The sequence below is a fragment of the Curtobacterium sp. MCBD17_028 genome (genome assembly GCF_003234875.1).
In the GTDB taxonomy this organism is placed as follows: domain Bacteria; phylum Actinomycetota; class Actinomycetes; order Actinomycetales; family Microbacteriaceae; genus Curtobacterium.
Genome location: NZ_QKTQ01000010.1, coordinates 63,179 through 71,398, shown reverse-complemented (window position 1 = coordinate 71,398; position 8,220 = coordinate 63,179). Strand labels below are relative to the sequence as shown.

The window sequence follows — 8,220 nt, the reverse complement described above, 5'->3', positions numbered from 1 at the left end:
GCGTCAGATGTGTATAAGAGACAACCCACGCACCACCAGCACCACCGAAGGGAACCCCATGCGCATCGGCATCGACGTCGGCGGCACGAACACGGACGCGGTCCTCATGGACGGCAGCACGGTCGCCGCGGCGGTGAAGCGCTCGACGAGCGCGGACGTCACGTCCGGCATCGTCGCCGCGCTCGCCGGCCTGCAGGAGCAGCGGGCGTTCACGTCCGAGGACATCGACGGCGTGATGATCGGCACGACGCACTTCATCAACGCCCTCGTCGAGGCGCGGGGACTGGCCCCGACCGCGGCGGTCCGGCTCGGGCTGCCGGCCACCGCGTCGTTGCCGCCGTTCACGGACTGGCCCGAGCACCTGGTCGGCGCGGTCGGCGCACGACCGTTCCTGGCGCACGGCGGCCACGAGTTCGACGGACGGACGATCTCCGAGCTCGACCCGGACGAACTCCGGCGGCACGCCGCGGCGATCGGTGCCGCCGGGATCCGGTCGGTGGCGATCTCGTCGGTGTTCTCGCCGATCAACGACGAGTTCGAGCAGCGCGCGCAGGAGATCATGGCCGCCGAGCTCGGTCCGGACGTGGCGTTCTCGCTGTCGAGCGAGATCGGCCGCATCGGACTGCTCGAGCGCGAGAACGCCACGATCATCAACGCCGCTCTGCGGGAGCTCGCCGAGCGCATCGTCGACGGCCTCGCCGCGTCGGTGACCGGCAGCGGCATCGACGCCCCGCTGTTCCTCAGCCAGAACGACGGCACCCTGATGGACGTCGAGTACGCCCGTCGCTACCCGGTGGCGACCTTCGCGTCCGGCCCGACGAACTCCATGCGCGGCGCCGCGGTGCTGTCCGGGTTCGACACATGCGCGGTCGTCGACGTCGGTGGGACGACGAGCGACGTCGGGGTCCTGACCGCGGGGTTCCCGCGCGAGGCCACGGGCGAGGTCGCGGTCGCGGGGGTCCGGACGAACTTCCGCATGCCGGACGTCCTGTCCATCGGCATCGGCGGCGGGTCCCGCATCCGCGAGGACGGCGCCCTCGTCGGCCCGGACTCGGTCGGCTACCGGCTCGCCGAGGAGGCGCTCGTGTTCGGCGGGACGACCCTGACCGCGACCGACGTCGCCGTCCGTGGCGGCCGCGGCGTGATCGGTGACGCCTCGCTCGTCGCCGGGGTGTCCGACGCCGTGGCGCAGCGCGCGCTCGGGGTGATCGCCGCCCGCGTCGCCGACGTCGTCGAGCGGATGCGGACCTCCTCGGCGCCCCTGCCGGTCGTCGCGGTCGGCGGCGGCTCGGTGCTGCTGCCGGACGAGCTCGAGGGCCTCGGCGTGGTGCACCGGCCCGAGCACTTCTCGGTCGCGAACGCGATCGGCGCCGCGATCGCACAGGTGAGCGGCGAGATCGACAAGGTCTACGCGATCAGCGAGGGCAAGCGGGCGAGTGTCGTCGACGACGCCCGTCAGGAGGCCGTGGACCGGGCGATCGCGGCCGGTGCGGACCCGTCCACGGTCGACATCGTCGACTTCGACGAGGTCCCGATCCCGTACCTGCCGGGCAACGCGACACGGATCCGCGCCAAGGCCGTCGGCGACCTCGCACTCGGGGCGCTCGTCCGATGAGCGCGATCGACACCACGCCCGTCGCTCCGCTCACCGTGATCGGCGAGGACTGCTCGGCGCTCGCCCGCGGCGCCGCGATCCTCGGCACGGGCGGTGGTGGTGACCCCTACATCGGCCGCCTGCTCGCGGAGGCCGCGGTCCGGCAGCACGGGCCGGTCCCGGTGGTGCAGATCGAGGACCTGCCCGACGACGCGGTCGTGCTCGCCGTCGCGATGATCGGCGCGCCGACGGTCATGGTCGAGAAGCTGCCGTCCGCCACGCAGTTCGCCGAGGCGGTGCGCAGCCTCGCCGCCTACCGCGGCGTGACGCCCACGCACCTGGCCTGCATCGAGGTCGGCGGGGTGAACTCGACGACGCCGATCGTCGCCGCCGCGGAGCTCGGTCTCCCCCTCGTCGACGGCGACGGCATGGGTCGTGCGTTCCCCGAGGTCCAGATGGTCCTGCCGACGCTGTCGGGCATCAGCGCGACGCCGATGTCCCTGTCCGACGAGAAGGGCAACACCGCGGTGTTCGACACGATCGACAACCGCTGGGCGGAACGGTTGGCCCGCACCGCCACGGTCGAGATGGGCTGCTCGGCGATCACGTCGCAGTACGCGATGTCCGGCGCGGAGATGAAGGAGTCGTACGTCCGCGGCAGCCTGTCGCTGTGCGTCCGGCTCGGCGAGGCCCTCGTCGACGCGCGTGCCGCGAACGAGGACCCGGTCGCCGCGGTCGCCGACGTCCTCGGCGGCCAGGTCGTGTTCGCCGGCAAGGTCACCGACGTCGAGCGGAAGACCGTCACCGGGTTCGCGCGCGGTACGGCCCACATCGCCGGGATGGCCGACGACACCGGACGGGAGGCCGTGCTCCGGTTCCAGAACGAGCACCTGTTCGTCGAGGTGGACGGCCGCGCCCGCGCCACGACACCGGACCTCGTCATCACGCTCGACGCCGAGACGGGGGAGCCGATCACGACCGAGGGGCTCCGCTTCGGCGCCCGGGTCCGCATCGTCACGGCGCCGGCTGACCCGCGCTGGCACAGCCCCGCAGCGCTCGAACTCGCCGGTCCGCGGTACTTCGGGTACGACCTCGACGCGGTGCGCTTCGACGGCACGACGAGCCCGGGGGTGCGCGCGTGAGCTGGCAGCTCGGCATCGAGGACCTCCCGGACCTCGCCCGCGGCGCCGCGCTCCTCGGCACGGGCGGCGGCGGGGACCCGACCATCGGGATGCTGCTCGTCCGCGCCGCGATGCAGGAGCACGGCCCGGTCACGATCCTCGACCCGGACGAGCTCGACGACGACGCCTTCGTGATCCCCACCGCGCAGATGGGCGCCCCGACGGTCGTGCTCGAACGCATCCCGGCCGGCCCGGAGCCCCTCGGCGCCCTGCGGCGACTCGAGGCGCACCTGGGACGCACCGCGACCGCCACGATGCCCATCGAGTGCGGGGGCATCAACTCGATGATCCCCCTCCTCGTCGGCGCGACCGGGGGCCTCCCGGTCGTCGACGCCGACGGCATGGGGCGCGCGTTCCCCGAGCTCCAGATGGAGACGTTCTCGGTGTACGGCGTGCCCGGATCGCCGCTCGCGATCAGTGACGAGCGCGGCCACGGTGTCGTGATCGAGACCGGGCACGACAACCGGCAGATGGAGTGGCTCGCGCGCGGCGTCACGATCCGGCTCGGCGGCGTCGCCTACATCGCCGAGTACGCCATGACCGGCCGGCAGGTGCGCGACACCGCGGTCCCGCGGACCCTGTCGCTCGCGCTGGCGGTCGGCCGGGCCGTCCGGCACGCACGGGAGGCCCACCGCGACCCCGTCGCGGAACTCGCCACCGCGTTCTCCCGCACCATCTACACCCACCTGCGCGAGCTGCACGAGGGCAAGGTCGTCGACGTCGAGCGGCGCACGGTCGAGGGGTTCGCGCGTGGACGGGCGACGATCAGCGGCGCGGCCGGCGACGTCGAGATCGTGTTCCAGAACGAGAACCTCGTCGCCCGTCGCGGTGACGAGCTCCTCGCCGTCGTCCCCGATCTCATCTGCGTGCTCGACGCCGAGACCGCGGAACCGATCACCACCGAACGGCTCCGGTACGGGCAGCGGGTCCGCGTCGTCGGCGTGTCGACGCCCGCGCTCATGCGCACGCCCGAGGCGCTCGCCGTGTTCGGGCCGGCCTGCTTCGGGCTCGAGGACGCGTTCACGCCCGTCGAGGTGCTCCATCCACAGGGGGCCGTCGGGGACGTGCGTCCACCGATGTGCTCGGCGGCGGGGGCGGACGCGGCGCCCGATGGGAGCATGGAGCCATGGACGGAGGCGACGGGCACGGTCAGCGCGTGACGCGCCTCCAGGCCGCCGACGTGCCCGCGTTCGGGCGTGGTGCCGCCCTGCTCGGCTGCGGTGGCGGCGGTCGCGTCGACCACACCGTCAGCGCCATCCGGCGCGTCGGCCCCGGCTTCGGGGTCCCCGTGTTGTCGCTGGACGACCGCCGACTCGAACGGGTCGCGGCGGTGGGCCTCGTCGGCTCGACGACCGTGCTCGAGGAGAAGATGCCGAGCGGTCGCGAGCTCCCGGACGCGCTCGCCGCCGTCGAACGCTGGACGGGCGACCGTGCCGACGCGGTCCTCCCGGCCCAGATCGGCGGCGTGACCGGGCCGGCGGCCGCGCTCACCGCGCACCTGGTGGGGCGGCCGCTCGTCGACGCCGACCTCGTCGGCAGGGCGACCCCCCGCCTCGACCAGCTCACGTTGTTCGCCGCCGGAGCACTGCCGGTCACCGCGGCCGCAGCCACGAGCAGCGGCCTCCGGATCGTCGTCGACGCGCCGAGTCCCGGCGACCTCGAGACCGTCTGGCGTGAGGCCGTGTCCCACAGCGGTGGCTGGGCCGCGTTCGCGATCGGGCCGGTGCCCATCGCCGCGCTGCGTGCACGAGCCGTTGCGGGGAGCGTCACACGTGCCCTGCGGACGGGGCGGGCGCTCGCCGCTGCCGCGGGCCCCGAGGCCCTGGCGCGGGCGGTCGGCGGGCGGGTCGTCGCCCTCGGCCGCGTCGTCGACGTCGACCGCGCGGGTGACGCCATGGCGTTCGTGCACAGCACCACCGCGATCGTGGACACCCGCACGGGTGCGGTCGCCCGGATCGAGGCCGGGAGCGAGTACGTGCACTGCCTCGTCGACGGCGAGCCCGTCGCGAGCACCCCGAGCCTCATCGTCGTGGTCGACGCCCGGTCGCTCGACCCGGTCGCGGCGGATCGCATCCGCACCGGGGACGAACTCGCGGTGCTCGTGCTGCCCGGCGCCGACTGGTGGTGGGCCGATCCCGTGCGACTCGGCCGCGTCGCGCCCCGGGCCTACGGGGTGGACGCCGACGTCGTGCCCGAACCGGCGGGCGTGCGGTGATCCCGCTCCGCGAACTGCTGGCGATGCTGTCGACCGCCACGTCCGAGGTCCGGCTCCTCGCGGGGCCGGACGACCCCGGTGTCGCGCGGGTGCTCGGACTCGTCGGAGCGGTGGACGTCGTCGGTCGCGAGCTCTCCGGCACGGCCGGCGGTGACGGGTGCGCCGTGGTGCTCCTGACACCGGTCGCCCGGTTCGACGCGCGGTTCGACGTCCTCCTGCGGCGCGCCGCCGGCGTCGGGGTCCGCACGCTCGTCGTCCGGCCGGACCCCGCCGCCGTCCCGGACTCCGCCCCGACGCCCGGCCCGGGGACCCGTGCGCTCGCCGACCGCCTCGGTGTGGCCGTGCTCGCCACGGACGACGCGTGGTCCACCTCCGTCCGCCTGCACGAACTCGTCGGCACGGGAGAGGCCCCGGCAGCCCGTGCCGCGGTGGCCGTCGCGCGGATCGGGCTCGAGGCCGGACCCGACCTCGACGACCTGTTCCGGCAGCTCGACCGCCAGCTCGGCGCACCCGTGCGCTTCCTCGACGCCGCCGGCCGGCCGCTCCGCGGACCCGGGGTCGGCGCCGGGGCCGTGCGGATGCTCGCCCGCGCCGCCGGCGGCAGCGACCCCATCACGGTCACGGACGGCGACGAGACCCTCGTGCTCGTCCCCGTCGGGACGGGCATCGGCGCGCGGGCGTGGCTCGGCGTCGGGCTCACCGCGCCGGTCCGAGCCGAGCGCACCACGATGGCCGTGGCGCTCCGGGTGGCCGCGGTCGCCGTCGGACACCGGCTCGTGCTCACCCGGCTCGACGACGAACGCGACGCCCGCTACCGCACCGCGATGCTCGACGAGCTCCGCGCGGCGGACGGCAGCCCGGAGCCGGGCCTCGTGCAGCGGACGCTCGCGGCGGGGTGGCAGCTCGACGCCTGGCACGTCGGCATCCGTGTGGTCACCCGGCACCCCGTCGACCAGGTCGCCCTCCGCGGCGAGGTCGAGGTCGCCATGGCGGCCGCCGGGCTCGAGGTCGACGTCGTCGAACAAGGTGATGGATGGGCGCTCTGGACGTCGGACCTCGACGAACCGGACCACCTGCGGATCGGTGCCGTCGCCACCGCCGTCCGCCGTGCGCAGGCGGCGCTCCGCCCCGGGCTCGACACCGCCGTCGGCGTCGGCAGCGTGCAAGCGGGGCTCGTCGGGCTCGTCCGGACCCTCGGCGAGGCGACCGATGCCGCCCGGCTCGCCGGTGGCCGGCCGGAGTCGGGGCACTTCGTCCACGTGGACCGACTCGGCCTCGCGCAGCTCCTGCTCGCGTGGACGGAGACCGACACGTTCCTCCCGGCCGCGGAGCAGTTGCTGGCACCGCTCGAGCGCGGCGGCGGCGCACTCCGGGTCACCCTCGCCGCCTACCTCGACGCGGAGTCGTCGCTCGCCGAGACCGCCGCCGTGCTCGGCGTGCACCGCAACACCGTCGCCGACCGCATCGCACGCGTCGAGCGGCTGCTCGCGGTCGACCTCGCCGATCCCGAGACCCGGCTGGCGCTGCACCTGGCGACCCGCGTTCGGCGGGAGTGACCGCCGGGGCTCAGGACGCGCGACGGCTGGTGCTCCTCCACGTGCAGCGGTTGATGCACGCGCTGGTGGGAGACGCCGAGGACGACGCTGATGTCGCGGATGGTCATCCCGTCGGGCGTGCCGCGTAGCGTGATCTCCATGCGCCCACTCGTCGAGACCGTCGACGTCGAAGGGTGTGTCCTCCGGCTCCGCACCCTGGCCCCCGCCGGCCGTGCTCGGGACACCCTGGCGCCGACGATCGTCCTGGTGCACGGGATCGGCATGTCGCACCGGTCGTTCAAGCGCGTGCAGCGGGTGCTCTCGCGCTCGTACCGGACGATCGCGGTCGACCTGCCCGGCTTCGCCGACTCCCCGTCTCCCGATCGCCGACTCGAGATCGAGGACCTCGCCCGACTCGTCATCACCGCGCTCCGCGCCTGCGACGTCGAGCAGTGTCTGGCGATCGGGCAGTCGATGGGCACGCAGGTCGTCGTCGGGATGGCACTCCAGGACCCGGGCTTCGTGACCTCGGTGGGGCTCATCGGCCCGGTGATCGACGACCGGCGGCGGACGCTCCTGCAGCAGGGGTTCTCGCTCGCGGTCGACGGCATCCGCGAGCGGCCGGCGATGAACGCGACGCTCCTCACCGACTACCTCCGGAGCATGCCGACGTACCTGCGGGAGCTCCGGGTGATGATGCGGTACCCGACGCTGCGGTCGGTCGCTGCGCTCGAGGTCCCCGTGCTCGTGATGCGCGGCACCGAGGACCCGGTCGCCCCCCGCGGCTGGGCCGCCCGTGTCGCCGGGGTCGCGCGAGAAGCCGCGTTCATCGAGCTGCCCGGACCGCACCACGTGCAGGACGCCCACCCCGGTGCCGTCGCGGCGATCGTCGACGAGTTCATCCGCGTCCAGACCGTGGGGCAGCTCCGGTGACGGGCGCGACCGGGTGGCGGGACCGGGAGGCGCGGAGCACGCCCGACCCACCTCCCCGCCTGGCCGTGCACCTGCGCGACGCGCGATGGTTCCTGCTCGACTGGTGGTACGCGGCGGTGTGGCAGCTGCGGAGCCTCGGGCCGACGACGGCCGACGACTACCGGAGCGGTGACCGCCAGCCGATCGTCGTGGTGCCGGGCGTGTACGAGACGTGGCACTTCATGCGGCCCCTCATGGACGCGCTGCACGATCACGGGCACCCGGTGTTCGTCGTGACGGCGTTGCGGCACAACCGGCAGTCGGTGCGCGCCGGTGCCCGACTCGTGATGGACCAGATCCGCGCCGAGGACCTCCACGACGTGCTCCTCGTCACCCACAGCAAGGGCGGACTGATCGGCAAGTACGCGATGACCCTGCTGGACGGCGGTGGTCGCGTCGACCGGATGGTCGCCGTGTCGGCCCCGTTCGGCGGCTCGTCGTACGCACGGTTCGCGCCGAACGCGACGCTCCGGGCGTTCTCGGTGCACGACCCGACCCTGGCCGCGCTCCTCGCGGACGTGCACGCGAACGGCCGGATCACGTCGGTCTACGGCGTCTTCGACACGATGATCCCCGAGGGCAGTGCCCTCGTCGGGGCGAAGAACGAGCGCTTGCCCGTCGGCGGGCACTTCCGGATCCTCAGCGATCCGCGCACCTACCGGGCCGTGCTCGACGCGGTCGACCCGGCGGTGTCCTCGGAGCCGCAGTGACCTGGCCGCAGGT

Annotated in this window: 7 protein-coding genes; all 7 read left to right on the top strand. The window is 74.2% G+C overall.

Annotated features, from left to right (window positions below):
* The first annotated feature begins 58 nt into the window (after window positions 1-58).
* The 7 genes from DEI86_RS12195 (at window position 59) to DEI86_RS12165 (ending at window position 8,207) form a co-directional block, all read left to right on the top strand.
* Complete coding sequence (locus tag DEI86_RS12195; RefSeq protein ID WP_111011153.1) at window positions 59-1,615, top strand: hydantoinase/oxoprolinase N-terminal domain-containing protein; 1,557 nt, start codon at window positions 59-61, stop codon at window positions 1,613-1,615.
* On the top strand, window positions 1,612-2,736 hold the full coding sequence (locus tag DEI86_RS12190; protein ID WP_111011154.1) for a DUF917 domain-containing protein: 1,125 nt from the start codon (window positions 1,612-1,614) through the stop codon (window positions 2,734-2,736). Before DEI86_RS12195 ends, DEI86_RS12190 begins: the two co-directional genes overlap by 4 nt.
* Entirely contained in the window at window positions 2,733-3,935 is a 1,203-nt protein-coding gene (locus tag DEI86_RS12185; RefSeq protein WP_111049671.1) for a DUF917 domain-containing protein, read from the top strand. The genes DEI86_RS12190 and DEI86_RS12185 overlap by 4 nt, the downstream gene beginning before the upstream one ends.
* Window positions 3,902-4,990: a DUF917 domain-containing protein gene (locus tag DEI86_RS12180; RefSeq protein ID WP_111049670.1), complete on the top strand. Its 1,089-nt coding sequence runs from the start codon at window positions 3,902-3,904 to the stop codon at window positions 4,988-4,990. The genes DEI86_RS12185 and DEI86_RS12180 overlap by 34 nt, the downstream gene beginning before the upstream one ends.
* Window positions 4,987-6,546, top strand: a complete 1,560-nt coding sequence (locus DEI86_RS12175) for a CdaR family transcriptional regulator (RefSeq protein ID WP_258372052.1) — start codon at window positions 4,987-4,989, stop codon at window positions 6,544-6,546. The genes DEI86_RS12180 and DEI86_RS12175 overlap by 4 nt, the downstream gene beginning before the upstream one ends.
* 138 nt (window positions 6,547-6,684) lie before the next feature.
* A complete protein-coding gene (locus DEI86_RS12170; RefSeq protein ID WP_181434934.1) occupies window positions 6,685-7,458 on the top strand; it encodes an alpha/beta fold hydrolase in 774 nt (257 codons plus the stop codon).
* A complete protein-coding gene (locus tag DEI86_RS12165) occupies window positions 7,455-8,207 on the top strand; it encodes a triacylglycerol lipase (protein WP_258370214.1) in 753 nt (250 codons plus the stop codon). Before DEI86_RS12170 ends, DEI86_RS12165 begins: the two co-directional genes overlap by 4 nt.
* Window positions 8,208-8,220 lie beyond the last annotated feature (13 nt).

Bases quoted from the DNA above. Each gene is read 5' to 3' on its own strand.
- DEI86_RS12180 (WP_111049670.1), top strand. From the start codon at position 3,902: ATGGACGGAGGCGACGGGCACGGTCAGCGCGTGACGCGCCTCCAGGCC.
- DEI86_RS12170 (WP_181434934.1), top strand. From the start codon at position 6,685: ATGCGCCCACTCGTCGAGACCGTCGACGTCGAAGGGTGTGTCCTCCGG.
- DEI86_RS12195 (WP_111011153.1), top strand. From the start codon at position 59: ATGCGCATCGGCATCGACGTCGGCGGCACGAACACGGACGCGGTCCTC.
- DEI86_RS12190 (WP_111011154.1), top strand. From the start codon at position 1,612: ATGAGCGCGATCGACACCACGCCCGTCGCTCCGCTCACCGTGATCGGC.